The following is a 16,960-nucleotide window of genomic DNA, read 5'->3' on the forward strand; positions in this document are numbered from 1 at the left end:
CTTCCTTGCATTCTGGTGGGCCTCGGTGCCTTCCTTTTGGCCATCGCCATCCTCAGTCCTACCTACACGGTAGGCAAGCTGGAGAAGACGCCACTCGACCTCGAGGTGACCACCGTCGCCACAGGCACCGGTAGCGTCCTCAACTCGGCGGCCCTCCTCGGCGGAAAGGCACAGGTCGACACCAACGTGCCGATCGTCGCTCAGCGCTACGTCACCACGCAGGACCCGTCCGACGCCGACATCATCACCGTCGAAGCCGGCCAGACCGTCCGTCGTACCGACAAGCAGGGCGATACCGGACTGCTGACCGCAACCCTGGACCGCGTCACGCTCGATCGCGTCAGCTCGATGCCGACCAACGATCCGGTCGGAACCGTCCAGACGTCCAGCGACCAGCCCGCCGAAGAAGTTTCCCGCGACGGTCTGCAGTACAAGTTCCCGTTCAACACGGAACAGAAGAGCTACCCCTACTTCGACCTGAACGCTCGCGCCACGAAGGACATCGACTTCGTCGAAGAGACCGAGATCAACGGTCTGAAGGTGTACCACTTCCAGCAGACGATCGATCCCGTCGACCTGTCGAAGGTCGTCAACTCCCCCACCAACAAGCTGAGCCTTCCCGCTGACACCTGGGGCGTTCCCGGCGGCGCAACCCCGATCACGATGACGCGTTGGTACACCAACGTCCGTGACCTGTGGGTCGAGCCCAAGACCGGTGTCGTCGTCAAGGGCCAGGAGCAGTTGCACCAGTACTACGGCCGCAACAAGGATGCCGTCGACGTCGAGGTTCTCAAGGTCACGCTGCCCTTCGACGAGGCGACCATCGAGTACCAGGTCCAGCAGGCGCGTGACGGCATGGACAAGCTCTCGCTGTTCGGCCGCACCGTCCCGATCGTGGCAGGTGTGCTCGGCGTCATCGCGCTGATCGCCGGTATCTTCCTCGGCCTTCGCGGCGGCAAGGGCGGAACTCCGGCCCGCGCTGCACACGGCGGAACGAACCAGAATCCCAGCGGCCAGGGTTCGCCCGAGCCGGCTCCGGGTGAGCACGACTGGACCTCGGACGACACTCAGGTGATTCCGCGTCCGGATCTGCGCAAGGACTGATTCAGGCAGTAAGCAGAGCGCCCCTTCCACACGGAAGGGGCGCTCTGCTGCATTTCGGGACTTTGTTGCCGGATCGGCGTACGGATTGGCGCAACGGGTCGTTCCCTCCGCGTGGTCGCGGACTTAGCGTTTTCTGGGAGTCCACACCACCCCGAACACGAGGAGTCACATGCCCGCATCAACAGTTCTGGGTTCGCACATCTGTGTCAGCGATCTGACACGTCGGAGATTTGTTGTCGGCAGTGCTGCATTCTCCGGGCTGTTCGCCGCCGGTTGCGCAAGGTCCGCCGGTACCGAGGGCGATGCGTCCGGGATGCGCACGGTCACGACCTCGCTCGGAACCTACGACATTCCGGTGACACCGAAGCGCGTCGTCGCCATCGACTCCCGACTCGACCTCGAACCAGCCGTTGCGATGGGCCTGCCGGTCATCGCGTACAGCTTCGACGCCGCCGAGCCGTGGGTTCCAGCCGATCCCACGGCGCAGGTGTTCGAGGCACCGGTCAACGTCGAGGCAATTCTCGCGCTGGAACCGGACCTGATCATCTGCACCGACATCGGTGAGGCCTCCGACATGTGGCCGCTGCAGCAGTTGAGCCAGACGGCTCCTGTGCTTCCGATGGACTTCACCCGTCCGTGGCGCGAGAACATCGATCAGTTGGCGAGTTGGCTGGATCGCACCGAGAACCCCGAAGTCCGTCAGGTCATCGGAGCGTACGAGGACAAGGCAGCCGGATTGAAGGAACGCCACGCCCGGAATTTGGCGAGCAAGCAGATCGTGCTGCTTAACTACGTGAATCAGAAGGTCAACGGCGTCAACCGAAAGGGCATCTCCACGCAGGTGGCCGAAGACCTCGGCGTCCAGCTCCAGTGGCCGGTCGAGGGACAGAAGGAGATCTCTACCGAAAATCTGGTGACTTCCCTCGACTCGGCCGACGGAATGATCGTCACCACCGCGCCCGGCGTGGATCCCGTCACCGACGACCGCGCGATGTGGAACCGTATCCGCGCAGTACAAGGCGACAACGTCGTCTACACGGGTGGGAACATCAACTACGGATCCGTCTACACCGCGATGCGTACGCTCGACTACTTCGACGATTTGTTCACGCGTCTGGAGAACTGACGTCGCTGTGAGGTGCCGGCCGGGCGCGGTCGGCACTTCGCACTGCGGCGATGGACACCGCCAAGGCCGTTGTCGACGCAACCACCACGGCGACGCCGATCAACTCTCCCGGCGTCTTCGCCCACACCAGCATGACCGTCGCCTCCACAACCAGTCCTGCCCACGCCAGAAGGGCCACTCGCGTGCGTTCTGACGCGATTGCGGACAGCAAGGCACCCTGGAGTACCGCCAACGCTGCACCGTGCAGGGCGAAGGCCCACAGCATCGGAGCCACGGCGGCGTACGCGTCGCCCACGAGCATCGGCACCAGCGGGCCGGCAACCGCCGCCCCCAGAACCAACACGGCGCCGATACCGACGAGCACCGCCAACGCCGAGCGAACCGCTTGCGCCGAGTGCGCCGGATTCGCCATCTTCGGGTACAGCACGACGCCCACTGCCTGTGGCAGCCAGAACGCCACCTTCGTCGCGACGGCGCCGAGTGCGTAGACACCGGCGTCGTACTCACTGAGGACGACGCGGACGATCAGCAGGTCCAGCGAAGACAACGCGATCAGCGCGAGCTGGACCTGTGACGCCGCGAGCACGGAGACGACGCCGATCCGCACCGCACGGTCCTCGCTCACCGAGACGGTTCGGTCGACCACTCGGACTATCGCCACCAGCAACGCAGTTCCGGCCGCGCCCGCGACCAATGCCGCGCCTGCCCCGCCGCCGAAAGCCAGAACGATTACTGCCGGAAGGACTTTCATCACCCCGGCTCCGGCCAGCACGGCACTGAGAGTGCCGAATCGACCGTGACCCTGCAACAACCCCTGCTCCGTTGCCAGTAGAACCAACATGGGCGCGGTCACCAATGCCGAGAACGACGCCACGATTCCGGTGTCGAGCAGCCACGCCATCGCCGGAGCGAGCGCAACCGCGAGGACGGCGACGATCGCGGTGCATCGATACCCCAACGACCGCAACGCATCTGTGCTCTTGCCACGCACCGCCTCGCGGGCGACCACCGTCTGCAACGCCAAAGCCGGAACCGCAAGTACCAACTGGGCGGCAAGCAGACTCGCGAACTCGCCGTAGCCGACCGGACCCAACCATCGGCTGGCCAACCATGCCAACAGGTACGACGCGACATTGGCCGTCATCGATCCCACCAAAACCATGCCGACCCCGGCCGCGGCGGCGCGATCGAGTGGTTGGCGAGGCATGGCAGTAATGATGCACCACGTATCGTGCGCGTCATGACAGTGCAAGCCGGATACCGCCGTTACCTGCCTGCGGCGTACAGCCTGGCGCTGGCACTGTTGATCCTCGGACCGCTGCTCGGCCCCGGCTACCTCCTGCTGCGCGACGCTGTCAGCACGCCGCGCTCGTACTTGACCGACTCCGCCCTCGGACTCACCGACGCCGCAGCCCGCGCCGTTCCCCAGGACGCGCTGATCGCAGCGTTGAGCACCGTGATCGACGGCGGACTGGTGGTCAAGTTCATCCTGCTCGTGGCGCTCTGGCTCGCCGGTTGGGGTGCGGCGCGCATGGTCGCCGTCCTGCTGCCGACGGCCGGTCTCGGTCCACAACTGGTCGCGTCGACGGTGATGCTCTGGAACCCCTACGTGGCCGAGCGCCTGTTGCAAGGACATTGGAGCCTGCTGACCGGTTATGCCGCACTGCCGTGGATCGTGTGTGCCGGAATCGGAGTTCGCCGAGCCACGCCCGGGTCCTGGTGGGCGTTGGCCGCGTCACTGGCATTCGCGGGCCTGACACCTACCGGCGCTCTGCTCGCTCTGACGGCCGCGCTGGTGGTGGTTGCCACCCCCGGAGGCCGAACCTCGGCCATGCGGCGCGTCTGCGGCGCTATCGGGCTGTTCCTCGTCGCCGCCTCGCCGTGGTTGGTCGCCACCTTCGTATCCGGAGCAGCAGGCGACGGTTCCGATCCAGCGGGAGTCGCCGCCTTTGCCGCCCGAGCAGAACCGGGACTCGCGACGCTCGGCAGCCTCGCCGGGCTCGGCGGTATCTGGAACTCGGCAGCGGTACCTTCCACGCGCACAACACTCTTCGCGTTGGTCGGAACAGTTCTTCTGCTTGTCGTGGTGTTTGCCGGTGTGCCCGCTCTATGGCGCCGACGCCGGAACCCCGTTGTCAGTGGACTCGGCGCGCTGGCCCTGTTCGCGGTGCTCGCTCCGACCCTGGGCGCTACTCCGTGGGGGCTCGACGTCGGCCGATGGTCGGTCGAGGTGTTCACCGGCGCCGGTCTACTGCGTGACGCCCAGAAGTGGGTCGCGCTGGCCGTACCGTTCTACGCACTCGCTGCCGCCGCCGCGGTGATGTGGGCGGGCAATCGGTTCTCCCTTCCCCGCCCGACATTCTCGATCGCCGCCGCCGTGGTGACGATCGTGGCGCTACCGGATCTGGTGTGGGGTGTCGGCGGCGCGTTGAAGCCCGTGCACTATCCCGGGTCCTGGACCGTGGTGGCCGAGCAACTACGAGACGAAACCGGTGACGTTGCAGTGCTTCCCGCCGGGATGTTCCGCGCCTTCCCCTACAGCGGTGATGCGCCGGTACTCGATCCAGCACCACGCTTCCTACCCCTCGACGTGCTGCAGACCGGCCAACTGGTGGTTGCCGGTGGTGCTGTCGGCGGTGAAGGAACCCGGGCCACCCAGGTCGAGGATGTGCTGCTTGCCGGCGGGAGTCCTACGCAGTTGGCCGATCTCGGAGTCGGATGGGTACTGATCGAGCGTGAGACACCAGGCCAGCTCGGCAAGGCGGCAGCGACACTCGACGGGTTGGAACAGGTCTTTGCCGACAACGATCTCGAGCTCTACCGGGTACCGGGAGATGTTGCCGCGCAGGAAGCGTCGACCGGCGCCCGAACTGCCGTCATCGCTGCGCATCTCGCCTGGATACTGATGGGCGTGATCGCGCTGATCTCAGTCGGACTGAACCAGAACCGAATTCGTCTCGCGAGGCGCGGCCAGTCCTGAGGCCCAACGACCGTCCTTGTGTGCGGTCAGCACCTCGAGCACCCCGGTGCCGGTCTGCTCCCAGGAGAACTCGCCCGACCACACCCGAGCTTTCTCACCGAGCACCGTGCGGAGTTCGTGGTCGCGGAGCAGGGTGCCTGCCGCCTGCGTCAGATCAGCGATGTCACCGTCGCCGGCGTTCTCACCGCCGACCAACAGCCCGGTCACTCCGTCGACGATCGAATCGGTCAAGCCCTTGGAACTGCGGTAGCCGATCGTCGGAACGCCGTGCTGCGCAGCCTCGATGACCGCCAGGCCCCACCCTTCCTTCCGCGAAGGCATGAGGTGAATCCACGACTGCGCAAGGAGTTCATGTTTACGAGCCTCGTCGACGTGACCGTAGAACGAGACGGCGTCACCGATTCCCAACTCGGCGGCGCGATCTCGCAGGTTCTGCTCCCACCAACCACCACCGATGACGTCGAGATGGATGTCCGGAAGCGTCGGACGCAGGGCTGCGACTGCCTCGAGTGCGTCCTCGATCTGCTTGTGCGGCACCAGTCGTGAGAGAACCGAGATGGTGGGACGCTCGGCCCTGGTGATCGATCCACCTGCGTCGACGCCGACGGGGAGCCGATCGGCACCGTTGCGCACCACGGCAATTCGTTCGCGCTCGACACCGAGGTCCACCAATTCTTCGGCCGAAGGAAGCGACACCGTCAGATACTGACTACGTCGATGGGTGCGCGGTGACAATCGCGATTCGACCCACCAGCCGATCCGGCCGACGAGCTTGCCTGCCACCGGCCATTGTTCACGATGGCAGTGATGGACCAGAAGCGTGACCGGCGCACCCGCCACGGTCTTCGAGAAGAAGGGGATGCCGTTCTGGGTGTCGATCACCGCGTCGGGGCGAATGCCCTTGAGCGATCCGAAACCCAGACGTCCGGCGGCAATGGCGGCCAGAGCGCGGGGGTACACGCTGAAACGTCCACCGGCCCGGCTGATCGTGATGCCGTCTCGAACCTCCGACGCGGGCGCCCCGGGGTACGACGCCGTCCGCAGCGTCACCTTGATACCGCGCTCGGCCAACTGGGATCCGACCTGCTCGAGGTAACGCTCGCTTCCACCACCCTGGGGATGCCCGGTATCGCGCCAGCAGAGCAACAGAACCTCGCGCACGTGCGTTACTCCCTGAGTCGGTCGGTGGCCACCCCGGTTCGGGCGATCCTGCGGGATGCCCCGCCTGACCGGCCGGTAACCCTGCCGAACACCCTAACTGTTCGAGCGTCCGTATTGCCGCGCTCCTGACGGTGTTCGTGGACCGGGCGACCCAGTGGCTAAAGTTGCTACCCGTGACCAAGCCCGCAGTGACCCGCATTTTCGGCCGACGGGCAACCCTGAAACGCTCGTTCGGCCTGCTCAGCGACTTCCGCCACGAGCAGTCCGCGCCCGACATCTTCTACGGCGCGCTTGCGCGCGACTCCGTCGAGTTGATCTCGGACCTGCACGAAGGTCACACCGGACGATCCCTCGACGGTCTCACTGTCCTCGACGTCGGCGGTGGTCCGGGCTATTTCGCGGAGGTCTTTCAAGCCGCAGGTGCCCGCTACATTCCCGTCGAACCCGATCCGTCGGAGATGCACGCCGCGGGTCTGACCGTGGGCGGCGCGGTGCGTGGATCCGGTTTGGCACTGCCGTTCCTGGACTCGTCCGTGGACATCTGCTTCTCCTCCAACGTGGCCGAACACGTCAGCGAGCCGTGGCTGATGGCCGAGGAAATGCTGCGCGTGACCAAGCCCGGCGGCTTGATGGTTCTCTCGTACACCCTGTGGTGGGGTCCGTTCGGCGGCCACGAAACCGGACCGTGGCACGCGCTGGGGGGCGAGTACGCAGCCAAGCGGTACCTCCGCAAGACCGGACGCGAACCGAAGAACAGATTCGGGGTGTCGTTGTTCAAAGTCGGCGCCACCGACGGCCTACGCTGGGCCCGTGGAACCAGCCAGGGCACGTTGCTCGCCGCGATCCCGCGCTACCACCCATCGTGGGCGTGGTGGATGGTCCGAGTCCCCGGTCTTCGGGAGTTCCTGGTGAGCAACCTCGTCGTGGTTCTCGAAAAGCGATAGCGACATGCGCCTCGCACTCGACATCGGTGGCACCAAGATGGCGGCCGGCGTCGTGTCCGAGGACGGCCGTGTTCCCGTGTTCGACAGTGTGCCGACGCCGCAGACCGACCCGTGGGGAGCGTGTGCGGCGCTGCTCGAACGAGTCGCAGACGGCCGCGACGTCGACGGTGTGGGCATCGCTTGCGCCGGGCCGGTGGACACCGTCGCCGGCGTCGTCGCCCCCATCAACATCACCGAGTGGGCACAGGGATTCGAGCTCGTAGCGGGCGTCCGCAGCGTCTTTCCCGATGCCGGAACCGCCCTCGCCATGGACGGAGCCGCAGCGGCATTGGCGGAGTTCCACCACGGCGCCGGACGCGGAACCCCGAACCTCCTGAGCCTGGTCGTCTCGACGGGAATCGGCGGAGGAATCGTCCTCGGCGGTGAGATTGCTCGGGGTCGCACGGGGAACGCCGGTCACATCGGCCACCTCGTCGTTCCAGGATCTTCCGAACCGTGCAGCTGCGGGGGCGTCGGCTGCCTCGAGACGGTGGCCAGTGGACCGTCCGCGGTGCGATGGGCTCGTAGCCAGAGCTGGTCGGGAAACACCGGCCGTGAACTAGCCGAGGGTGCACGCAGCGGCGACGCGATCGCCGTGGACGCGCTCCACCGCGCAGGCACGGCGCTCGGTGGTGCCATCGCCTCGGCGGCTGCCCTCCTGGACGTGGACCTCGCGGTGATCGGCGGCGGTTTCGCCCAGTCGGGTGCACCGCTGTGGGAACCGATGCTCGACGCGGCTGCCCGACATGCCCGTTTGTCGTTCATCGCCGGGCTCCGGATCGTTCCCGCCGAGCTGGGTGGCGCCGGAACTCTGACCGGTGCGGGCTTGCTCGCGCTCACCGCCGTTATCTGACACGCGTTCTTCCCCGATAAATCCGCAGGGAGTCCCACTAAACGGGTGCCACCTGTTCCCAATTTCTGTAACGTGTTTTAGTGTTCTGACTCACACCGTTACGGGCATTGCACGTGACGCCTACGGGAAGGAGGTGACCGTGAGCCCAGACGCTTCCTCATCTGACGTTGCCTCGACTGCTTCTTCGACCGATGAAACCGAGCATCACGCCCAGGTCGCCCGACCGAGCGATTCCCTCCGCGACACCGAAGACCTCCGTGAGCGCCTGGAACGGTGGATGGCCGGCAAGGTGCCGAGCGGATCCACTGTGACCGTCGCCGACGTCACCTTGCCCGCAGCCAACGGCATGTCCAGCGAAACCATCCTCTTCGACGCCACCTGGGACGGCGATCATCATCCCTTGGTCGCTCGGGTGGCACCGACGGAATCGACCATGCCGGTCTTTCCTGCCTACGACCTCGGATCCCAGTTCCGCACCATGGCTCAGGTGCGCGAGCACTCGGCGGTGCCCGTACCCGCGGTGTACTGGTCAGAATCCGACCCGGACGCGTTGGGTGCGCCGTTCTTCGTGATGGAACGAATCTCCGGCGACGTGCCGCCAGACGTCATGCCGTACAACTTCGGATCGTGGGTCACCGAAGCGTCCCCCGACCAGCGAAAAACCCTCCAGCGCAGCTCGGTCGACGTCCTGGCTCAATTGCACGCCATCGACAAGCCGTGCGAGCGTTTCGACTTCCTCCGACTCCCGAATTCGGGAACGACTGCACGAGACGCATTCACGGCGCACATCGCCGAGCAGCGCGCGTACTACGAGTGGGTGGTCTCCGACGGCATCAGATCACCGCTCATCGAACGTGCCCTCGACTGGATCGAGGAGAACAATCCCGCGGACGATTCTCCGGCGGTGCTCTGTTGGGGCGACTCGCGCATCGGCAACGTCATGTACCAGGACTTCGCGCCGGTAGCCGTACTCGACTGGGAAATGGCAACTCTCGGCCCGCGAGAGATGGATCTGGGCTGGATGGCATTCCTGCACAGGTTCTTCGAGGACATCGCCGGGTTGGCGAACCTACCCGGCCTTCCCGACTTCCTTCGACTGCCGGATCTCGCGCACACCTACGCCGAGATCACCGGCCACACCCCACACGATCTGGAGTTCTACGTTACCTATGCCGCACTGCGTCAGGCGGTCATCATGTGGCGAATCCAGGCCCGCGCCATAGCTTTCGGCCAGTCACAGCGACCCGAAGACCCCGACGACATGATCATGCACCGCGCTTCGCTCGCCGCGATGCTCGACGGCACCTACTGGGAGAGGTTGGCCTGACATGCTCTCACCGATGGACGACTATCCCGTTCACCAGATCGCCGAACCGATCCGTCACGTAGCCACCTCGGATCGAAACTTCTACGACCGCTACTACTTCAACTGCTACCCCACCGAATCCCCCGACGTGTTCCTCATCGTCGGACTCGGCCAGTACCCCAACCTCGGCGTCATGGACGCATTCGCTGTCCTTCGCCGCGGTGACGACCACATCGTTGCTCGCATGTCGAAGGCGCTGGGTGCCGACCGTACCGACACCACCGTCGGACCTCTGCGCGTCGAAGTGCTCGAAGGGCTGCAGAAGCTCCGCGTCGTACTCGAACCGGGCAGCGAATACGATCTCTCCTTCGACATCACCTTCGATGCCACCATCCCCGCGGCGCTCGAGCCCAAGCACTTTCGCCGTCAACTCGAACGAGTCACGTTCGACACCTCACGCTTCCTGCAGACCGGCACGTGGACCGGATCGCTCACCGTCGACGGGGAGGACTTCGCGATCGACCCGAAGACGTGGCGAGGTAACCGCGACCGCTCGTGGGGTGTGCGTCCGGTCGGTGAAGCCGAACCGCAAGGCAGACGCGCCGTCGACGGAATCCAGAACTTCTTCTGGATCTACGCGGTCATGCAGTTCGACGAGTTCACGATCTCGGTGATCATGCAGGAAGACGAGCAGGGCAGGCGCATCGTCGAAGAAGCCATGCGAGTGTGGCCGGACGAAGCCAGGGACAACGAATGGCTCGGCCGACCCGAACACGAGCTGACGTTCTGCCCCGACACCCGCGACGTCACCGGAGCGACCATCACCTTCCACCGGCCAGGCGGTGAAGTCCTCACCGTCACCTGCGAACTGTTGCTGGCCAACTACATCGGAATCGGCACCGGCTACGGGCTCGAACAGGACTGGCGTCACGGAATGTGGCAGGGCGAACTCGTCGTACAGGGGCTCCGCCACAAGGTCCACGAGATCGAACCGTTCCAACGCATGTTCTCCCCCGTCGACAACCTCGCGTCCTTCACGCTCACCGAAGGCACGAACACCAACACCGGCACCGGTCTTTTCGAGGTAGCCGCCATCGGACCGCACGAGAAATACGGATTCACCAGTTTCACCGACACCGCACAGGCAGACGACGCGTATGCCCTCGCGGCGACCGACAACACCGAGGAATGAATTGATGACTGACTACGACAAGCTCTACATCGGTGGAGCATGGGTGGCCCCGGCCACCGACCAGGTACTCGAAGTGTTCTCTCCCGCAACGGAGGAGCGCGTCGGCAGCTGTCCCATCGCAGCACCGGCAGACATCGACGCGGCCGTGTCCGCAGCCCGCGCGGCGTTCGAGGGACCGTGGTCACGCACCACCCCCGCCGAGCGCGGCGCGATCCTCGCCAAGGCCGCCAAGCTGATCGAAGAGCGCAGCGCGGAAATCAACCAGCTCATCTCCAACGAGATGGGCCAGCCGCCCGCCATGGTCGGCATGATGCAGCAGACCCCGTCGATGGCGACGCTGGGCTACTACGCCGAGCTGGCCGACAAGTTCGCGTGGGAAGAGAAGCGCACCGGTGCGTTCGGGCAGACCAAGGTGACCCGTGAGCCCGTCGGCGTCGTCGCCGCCGTGCTGGCCTGGAACGTCCCGCTGTTCCTGGCGATCAACAAGCTGGCCCCCGCGCTGCTCGCCGGCTGCACCGTACTGCTCAAGCCCGCACCCGAATCCCCTCTCTCCGTCCACGTGATCGCCGAGATCTTCACCGAGGCAGGCGTTCCCGAAGGCGTCATCTCCGTGCTCCCCGGCGGAGCCGAGACCGGCGAATACCTGGTCTCTCATGCGGGCATCGACAAGATCACGTTCACCGGATCCAGTGCCGTCGGTCGCAAGATCGGTGCCATCGCCGCGCAGAACCTCAAGCGCTGCTCCCTCGAACTGGGTGGCAAGTCCGCCGCGATCATCCTCGAGGATGCCGACATCGCCGCCGGAATGCCGATGCTCGTCATGTCCGGCCTGATGAACACCGGCCAGGCCTGTGTCGCTCAGACCCGAATCCTCGCTCCCCGTTCGCGTTACGACGAGGTCATCGAGGGAATGAAGACCGCGGCAGGCTTCATGACCGTCGGCGATCCGTCCGATCCCGCAGCACAACTCGGCCCGCTGATCTCCGAGAAGCAGCGCGAGCGCGTCGAGGGCTACATCGCCAAGGGCAAGGAAGAAGGCGCGCGCGTCGTACTCGGTGGTGGACGTCCCGCCGGCCTGGACAAGGGCTGGTACGTCGAGCCGACGATCTTCGCCGACGTGGACAACTCGATGACCATCGCACGCGAGGAGATCTTCGGACCCGTTCTCTCGGTGATCCCGTACGACTCCGAGGACGAGGCCATCAAGATCGCCAACGATTCGGATTACGGCCTCGCCGGATCAGTCTGGACCACCGACATCGATCACGGACTCGAAGTTGCCGCGCAGATCCGCACGGGTACCTACGCGATCAACTGGTACGCCTTCGATCCCGGATCACCGTTCGGTGGTTACAAGAACTCCGGTATCGGGCGCGAGAACGGACCTGAGGGCCTCGAAGCCTTCTGCGAGACCAAGTCCGTACTCATGCCGCCCGGCTACGTGGGCTGACCCACCCGGGAGTTGGCACCCTTTGCTGACAGTTGGCACCCGTTCCGACCTGCCGGAACGGGTGCCAGCCCCATGAAATGGGTGCCAACTCCCAGCGAATCCACAGATCCACCCGGTACCGTCGAAAACGAATCAGTCATCTCACAAAGGACATTCATATGCTCACCAACGCCATCAACGCTTTCCTCGCACTCTGGGGCAGCGCCTCCGTCGGCAGCAGTGGATACCAGATCCCGCCGGGAACCCTTCCCTTCGGTTCCTGAGACAGGACAACAGAACCCGCTGAGCGCACTTCGCGCTCAGCGGGTTCTCTGTTTCGCCGACCTGTATCTACCGGTCCAGAACGTGATCCACCAATTGATTCTCCTGACCTACGACCAATGCTTCAGCGTCACCGGCGTCCACATGACCGAACCAGGTGCCACCGGGGTTCGCGATCACCAACGGGCCCAGGTTGCACGGGCTCAGACAACCGGTTCCCGTCACCTTTGCCGAAGTGCCTTTGGCCGCCGCACTCATGGCCCGGTGGAGAGGCCCTGCTCCGTACGCCATGCAGCGGGGCCCCTTGCACACCAACAGATGTGTATCGTGCTGCTCGATCACCGACCAAGCCGGACTGCGATACGACGCCGGACTGGCAGTGATCGGCTTTCCGGCCGCGCCGAGTTCATCGATCACTTGCGCGGCCACGGCACCTTCGAGCGTTTCCGATTCGTGGAGCGAGACTTCCAGTTCGGCACCGATCCGGGTTTCGCGCCAGTTCGCAACAGCCTTGCTGGTCCACGTGAGCAGGTACCGATCCCTCGGCACCGCAACTGGAATCAACACGACCTTGCCCACGTCATCGGTATGCGCTCGATCGAGTTCCTCGTGAAGGCTCGGCGACGCGACATCGAGGTACGCAATACGAACGTCGGCGTCGGTGCCGGCCCGAACAGCGTCGAACATCCGTCGCGCGGCCGACTCGTCGAGGCCGCTGACGGTCGGCCGCAGTACGACGATCACCCGATGCGAACCACTGTCGACACTCATGCCGACGGCGCGGTTGTCCAGTCGATCCCGCTCGACGGAGCGAGTCCGAACTCTTCGATCTTCGCGCGCAGCTCTTCCGCGCCGTAGACGTTGGGGAATCCGCTGGTGAACATGGCGAGCGGGAGTACGACGAAGCGGTTCTGCTTGACGGCATCGAGATCGCGTAGGCCTTCTCGGCTCTTGATCGCGTCGATCTTGCCCTGTACTTCGTCAGCGCTCTTCTTGTAGTCCATGATCACGATGACGTCGGGTTCTGACTTCGCGACGGTCTCCCAGCTCGCTTTGAACCAGGTGTTGTCGACGTCGGCGAACACGTTGGTTCCCCCGGCGACGTCGACGATTCCGTTGGGGGCTCCGTTGCCTCCGCTGGTGTACAGATCTTCTTCACCGCTGTCGTAGATCAAGACCTTCGGCTTGTCGGCGGCATCTGGCGCGGACTCCAGACGTGCCAAACGTGAATCCAATTCGTTCAGTGCCTCGGCGGCAGTGTCCTCGGTTCCGAACAGCTTTCCGTAATTGGTCACGTCCGCACGAAGGGCATCCCACGGACCCATCGTGCCGAGCGCGGAATCCGCTGCGGCACTCTGCCTACAACTATCGGAAATCACATATGCATCGATGTTGTTGCTCTGCAGCGATTCCGGCGTCACACCGGAGGCTCCCTTGAACAAGCCACTGTAGGAGCCGACCACCAGGTCCGCCTGCTTACCCAGAATCGTCTCCATCGTGATCGTTCCGTCCAGGTGTGGGACGTCCGCAATTCCAGGGCCGAACATCGACTCCATGATCGCGTCGTTGTTCGTGTTCAACACGACGGCCGCGAGACGATCCAAACCGCCGACTCGGAGAATGGTGCCGATATTGGCCGCATTGCTTGTCGCAACGACGTTCTCGATCGGAAGCTGGAAAGTGCTTTCGGTCCCGCAGTTCTCCAATGTCACCGAAGTCTTGTCTGCAGCTTCGTCGACGGGCGCGGTTGCCGAGCAGCCGGCAACTGTCAACAACGCTGTCGCGGCTACAACCGCACCGAACGACGCTCGAGTCTTGACATGTATCAAAGTGCACTCTCCGAAAATGATTGTTGTAGTTGAGAATTTCGTGATTCGAATACGAGGTGTGAACGGCCTGTCGCGGGGTTCACGAGCTCGAAAGTCTCGACGCCGAAGACAGTTGCCACCACCGAGGTGGTGAGTACGTCGGATGGATGTCCGAACGCCCTGGCAACTCCATCCGCGAGCACGAGCACCCGATCGCACACTGCCGCAGCCAAATCGAGGTCGTGCAGTGCCATGATGACCGTCCGGTCCAACGACCGGACCAGATCGAGCAGTTCGAGTTGATGCCGGATGTCGAGATGATTGGTCGGCTCGTCGAGGATGAGCACGCCGGCATCCTGCGCGAGACCTCGGGCGAGAAATACCCGCCGACGCTCGCCGCCGGAAAGCGTGTCCATCGAAGAGAACCGGTGCTCGATCATTCCGACCTCGCCCAGAGCACGATCAACGACGGCATTCTCGAGCTTTCCGCCGACACTCCAGGGCTTTGCATGTGGCGTGCGCCCCAGAGTCACGTACTCGTGAACCAACAAATCGGCGGGACTCTGCTCTTCCTGCGCCACAAAAGAAATGGCTTTGGCCCGCGAACGCGCGGACATCGCGTGCACGGACTCGCCGCCGACGCGTACGTCACCGTCGGCGATCGGTCCGAGACCGGCAAGCGCACGCAACAAAGTCGACTTGCCCGATCCGTTCGGACCGACGACGCCGACTACTGCACCGGCGTCCGCCGCGATGTCGACGCCCTTGACGACGGTTCGGCGGTCGATGTGGACAACGACTCCGGACGCGGTCAGCGCCAGGGCGCGGGCGCTCACGAACTGCCACCGAATCGGTAGCGCCGACGGCCGAGAAGCAGGAGAAACAGCGGGGCACCGATCACCCCGGTCACCACGCTCAGCGGGATCTCGGTCGGCCGCAACGAGGTCCGCGCCACGACGTCGACCCACACCAGGAACGACGCGCCGATCAGCGCTGCCGCCGGCAACACCACTCGATGTCTGGCTCCGACGAGCATGCGTGTGACGTGCGGTATGACCAAGCCTACGAAGGCAATCGCGCCGGACACTGCAACCATCGTGCCGACCAACGCTGCCAGCACGCCGAACAGCACGTTTCGCAGGGTTCGGATGGGAATACCGAGCGAAGCCGCGACGTCCGGTCCGGCCGCCAGCGCATCCAGCCAACCGTGCAGGGCGAACACCGCTGCCGTCAGCAGGAACACAACGATGACCGGCGCCCACAACTTGTCCCAGGATGCCCCGGCCAAACTTCCCAGGAGCCAGAACAATACGGACTGCGCGGCCTGGGAATCATTGGTACGCAGCACCAGAAAACTCGCGATCGCCGACAGGGCGGATGCGGTAACGGTGCCGGTCAGAACCAATCGCAGTGGAGTGATACCGCCTTGCAGCGTCGCGATGGTGAAGACGAGAATCGCAGCTCCCAACGCCCCGATCATCGCGCCGAAACTGAGCGCCCACACTCCCGCGCCGGCGAACAGTCCGGTGGTGATGACGGCGGTGGCACCGACACTCGCGCCGGACGACACTCCCAGCAGGTGGGGATCGGCAAGAGCGTTACGGACGAGGGTTTGCACCACCGCGCCGGCGACGGCAAGACCAGCGCCGACGGCCAGACCGAGCAGTACCCCCGGTGCTCTGATCCCCCACACGATCGCAAGTTCGGAACGCGTGACGGGTGGGCCTCCGAAGCGCGAGTGCACCACGTCCACCACAGTGGACACGGGGAGCATCTCGGATCCGAATGCCAACGCGCACACAGCAGAGAGCACGGTGACGACCAGCAGAGCGGGCAGCACGATACCCGGACTGAGCCGTCCTCGAGGCGCACCAGCCTTCGGCGAAGGCAGGTGGGTAGGTGGAGACAGAGCTCCGCCAACAGCATTCATGGTGTGACCGATCCATCCTCGTGGCATGACACAACGTCAACGAGGGTGGTATCTGGCTACGGTCGACGCATGGACGACCTCACAGTGGCGGGACCGCGCCGGAATTGCACCGACTTCCCATTACCTCGATGATGACGTCAGAACCATAACGGACTGTGGTCACCATTCCGCACACCGGATCAGGATTCCGACGCGATCATCGATCTCGCCTGCCGCACGACGGCTTCCGTTCGCACTCGAAGTTCTTCGGGTGAATCCGATTCCAGCACAACCCGATGCACCTGACTGTCCACGGCAGTCACGGTCAGCCGCGACGTCAACAACGCATCCTCCGCACTGAAACCGTAGCTCTGGAGGTACTCCGAAAAACCCAGTACCAGTTGCCGATTCATTCCTTCGACCTGCTCGATGAGCTCACGCGTACGTGGAACCTGATCGTAGAGCAGGTGAAAGAACTCTCGCGGCTTACTGTTCACTTCGACCGCGCACTCCACCAACATTCTCACGGCCTCGTCCAGGGAGAGTTCGCGCTCGACGATGTCGGCAAGGCAGAGCGCAAAACTCTCCCGCGCAGCACTCACGTGACGGTTCGCCAACTCCGCAAGGATCTCGTACTTGTCGCTGAAATACTGGTAGAGCGAGCCCACCGACACCCCTGCTTCGTCAGCGATCCGGTTGGTGGTCGCTGCCATGGCTTCCGAAGCGAAAACGCGAGTAGCTGCCTCCAGGATCGCGTCGTAGGTAGCCCTCGACCGCTGCTGGGAGGGCCTTTTCCGCCGAGTCGACACGGTCCTCCGATGCGAGTT

General features: G+C 64.4%; 15 protein-coding genes and 1 riboswitch. Of the genes, 8 read left to right on the forward strand and 7 right to left on the reverse strand.

Annotation, left to right across the window (positions count from 1 at the left end; all coding sequences use genetic code 11):
- Nucleotides 1-1,104, forward strand: a 1,104-nt coding sequence (locus ACKAMS_RS13835) for a DUF3068 domain-containing protein (RefSeq protein WP_408989143.1), incomplete at its 5' end; no start/stop codon positions are given.
- Nucleotides 1,105-1,273: 169 nt separating this feature from the next.
- Complete coding sequence (locus ACKAMS_RS13840; protein ID WP_408989144.1) at nt 1,274-2,230, forward strand: ABC transporter substrate-binding protein; 957 nt, start codon at nt 1,274-1,276, stop codon at nt 2,228-2,230.
- Here the strand turns inward: ACKAMS_RS13840 and ACKAMS_RS13845 are convergent.
- Nucleotides 2,211-3,437 carry a lipopolysaccharide biosynthesis protein gene (locus tag ACKAMS_RS13845; RefSeq protein ID WP_408989145.1) on the reverse strand — a complete coding sequence of 409 codons (1,227 nt, stop codon included), beginning with the start codon at nt 3,435-3,437 and terminating at the stop codon, nt 2,211-2,213. The genes ACKAMS_RS13840 and ACKAMS_RS13845 overlap by 20 nt on opposite strands.
- A 33-nt stretch (nt 3,438-3,470) precedes the next feature.
- Here ACKAMS_RS13845 and ACKAMS_RS13850 point away from each other — a divergent pair, with 33 nt between their 5' ends.
- The gene (locus tag ACKAMS_RS13850) at nt 3,471-5,210 is read left to right on the forward strand and encodes a hypothetical protein (protein WP_400822708.1); all 1,740 of its coding nucleotides are present in this window, start codon (nt 3,471-3,473) and stop codon (nt 5,208-5,210) included.
- Here the strand turns inward: ACKAMS_RS13850 and ACKAMS_RS13855 are convergent.
- The gene (locus ACKAMS_RS13855) at nt 5,157-6,371 is read right to left on the reverse strand and encodes a glycosyltransferase family 4 protein (RefSeq protein ID WP_408989146.1); all 1,215 of its coding nucleotides are present in this window, start codon (nt 6,369-6,371) and stop codon (nt 5,157-5,159) included. The genes ACKAMS_RS13850 and ACKAMS_RS13855 overlap by 54 nt on opposite strands.
- Before the next feature lie 173 nt (nt 6,372-6,544).
- Between ACKAMS_RS13855 and ACKAMS_RS13860 the strand changes: the two genes are divergently transcribed.
- The 5 genes from ACKAMS_RS13860 (at nt 6,545) to ACKAMS_RS13880 (ending at nt 12,155) form a co-directional block, all read left to right on the forward strand.
- Entirely contained in the window at nt 6,545-7,315 is a 771-nt protein-coding gene (locus tag ACKAMS_RS13860) for a bifunctional 2-polyprenyl-6-hydroxyphenol methylase/3-demethylubiquinol 3-O-methyltransferase UbiG (protein WP_003945692.1), read from the forward strand.
- Between the two features lie 4 nt (nt 7,316-7,319).
- Entirely contained in the window at nt 7,320-8,207 is an 888-nt protein-coding gene (locus ACKAMS_RS13865; protein WP_269577664.1) for an ROK family protein, read from the forward strand.
- A 139-nt stretch (nt 8,208-8,346) separates the two neighbouring features.
- Nucleotides 8,347-9,534, forward strand: a complete 1,188-nt coding sequence (locus tag ACKAMS_RS13870) for a phosphotransferase family protein (RefSeq protein WP_408989147.1) — start codon at nt 8,347-8,349, stop codon at nt 9,532-9,534.
- Nucleotide 9,535: 1 nt separating this feature from the next.
- Nucleotides 9,536-10,705 (forward strand): hypothetical protein, encoded by a 1,170-nt coding sequence (locus tag ACKAMS_RS13875; protein WP_021333147.1) that lies wholly within the window; start codon nt 9,536-9,538, stop codon nt 10,703-10,705.
- A gap of 4 nt (nt 10,706-10,709) precedes the next feature.
- On the forward strand, nt 10,710-12,155 hold the full coding sequence (locus tag ACKAMS_RS13880) for an aldehyde dehydrogenase (RefSeq protein ID WP_003945530.1): 1,446 nt from the start codon (nt 10,710-10,712) through the stop codon (nt 12,153-12,155).
- A gap of 330 nt (nt 12,156-12,485) precedes the next feature.
- Here ACKAMS_RS13880 and ACKAMS_RS13885 read toward each other — a convergent pair whose 3' ends face one another.
- From ACKAMS_RS13885 to ACKAMS_RS13905, 5 genes are all read right to left on the reverse strand, one after another.
- Nucleotides 12,486-13,187, reverse strand: a complete 702-nt coding sequence (locus ACKAMS_RS13885; RefSeq protein WP_205907500.1) for a (2Fe-2S) ferredoxin domain-containing protein — start codon at nt 13,185-13,187, stop codon at nt 12,486-12,488.
- The gene (locus tag ACKAMS_RS13890; RefSeq protein WP_172932322.1) at nt 13,184-14,245 is read right to left on the reverse strand and encodes an ABC transporter substrate-binding protein; all 1,062 of its coding nucleotides are present in this window, start codon (nt 14,243-14,245) and stop codon (nt 13,184-13,186) included. The genes ACKAMS_RS13885 and ACKAMS_RS13890 overlap by 4 nt, the downstream gene beginning before the upstream one ends.
- Entirely contained in the window at nt 14,242-15,060 is an 819-nt protein-coding gene (locus ACKAMS_RS13895; protein ID WP_172932321.1) for an ABC transporter ATP-binding protein, read from the reverse strand. Before ACKAMS_RS13895 ends, ACKAMS_RS13890 begins: the two co-directional genes overlap by 4 nt.
- A complete protein-coding gene (locus tag ACKAMS_RS13900; RefSeq protein WP_408989192.1) occupies nt 15,057-16,064 on the reverse strand; it encodes a FecCD family ABC transporter permease in 1,008 nt (335 codons plus the stop codon). Before ACKAMS_RS13900 ends, ACKAMS_RS13895 begins: the two co-directional genes overlap by 4 nt.
- Nucleotides 16,065-16,179: 115 nt before the next feature.
- Nucleotides 16,180-16,317, reverse strand: a riboswitch (cobalamin riboswitch).
- 16 nt (nt 16,318-16,333) lie between these two features.
- Complete coding sequence (locus ACKAMS_RS13905; protein WP_113682193.1) at nt 16,334-16,942, reverse strand: TetR/AcrR family transcriptional regulator; 609 nt, start codon at nt 16,940-16,942, stop codon at nt 16,334-16,336.
- Nucleotides 16,943-16,960: the final 18 nt, after the last annotated feature.

Source organism: Rhodococcus sp. 5A-K4 (assembly GCF_046097995.1).
In the GTDB taxonomy this organism is placed as follows: domain Bacteria; phylum Actinomycetota; class Actinomycetes; order Mycobacteriales; family Mycobacteriaceae; genus Rhodococcus_F; species Rhodococcus_F erythropolis.

What these genes read in the sequence shown, in the direction of transcription:
- ACKAMS_RS13875 (WP_021333147.1), top strand. Translation starts at nt 9,536, where the DNA reads ATGCTCTCACCGATGGACGACTATCCCGTTCACCAGATCGCCGAACCG.
- ACKAMS_RS13840 (WP_408989144.1), top strand. Translation starts at nt 1,274, where the DNA reads ATGCCCGCATCAACAGTTCTGGGTTCGCACATCTGTGTCAGCGATCTG.
- ACKAMS_RS13845 (WP_408989145.1), bottom strand. Translation starts at nt 3,437, where the DNA reads ATGCCTCGCCAACCACTCGATCGCGCCGCCGCGGCCGGGGTCGGCATG.
- ACKAMS_RS13865 (WP_269577664.1), top strand. Translation starts at nt 7,320, where the DNA reads ATGCGCCTCGCACTCGACATCGGTGGCACCAAGATGGCGGCCGGCGTC.
- ACKAMS_RS13885 (WP_205907500.1), bottom strand. Translation starts at nt 13,187, where the DNA reads ATGAGTGTCGACAGTGGTTCGCATCGGGTGATCGTCGTACTGCGGCCG.
- ACKAMS_RS13880 (WP_003945530.1), top strand. Translation starts at nt 10,710, where the DNA reads ATGACTGACTACGACAAGCTCTACATCGGTGGAGCATGGGTGGCCCCG.
- ACKAMS_RS13850 (WP_400822708.1), top strand. Translation starts at nt 3,471, where the DNA reads ATGACAGTGCAAGCCGGATACCGCCGTTACCTGCCTGCGGCGTACAGC.